The following is a 277-nucleotide window of genomic DNA, read 5'->3' on the forward strand; positions in this document are numbered from 1 at the left end:
GCAGCTGGAAGGCGTGGGCCTGCCCGTTCGTCGATGGCGCCAGCGCCGCGTTGAGGCGGTCCACGTCGGCCTGGCTGCCGGCGTTGACCACGTCGATGCCGTCGATGGCGAGCAAGGTCATGCCGCGCACCAGGCCGGCCTGCGCTGCCGGCGACCCGGGCTCGGTGTAGGCCACGCGGATCTGGCGCGGCGGCGTGCGGGCGAGGTAGGCGAACTCGACGCCGTAGCCCGATTCGGTGCTCTGCAGGATGGCGCTGTACTGCGCCGTGTCGTAGGT

At 72.2% G+C, this 277-nt stretch carries 1 pseudogene; it reads right to left on the reverse strand.

What is annotated here, in order from left to right:
• A pseudogene (locus CVH10_RS25965) lies at positions 1–277 on the reverse strand (hypothetical protein); the annotation flags it as partial.

The sequence above is a fragment of the Halomonas sp. ND22Bw genome (genome assembly GCF_003011945.1).
Classification (GTDB): Bacteria; Pseudomonadota; Gammaproteobacteria; order Pseudomonadales; family Halomonadaceae; genus Halomonas; species Halomonas halophila.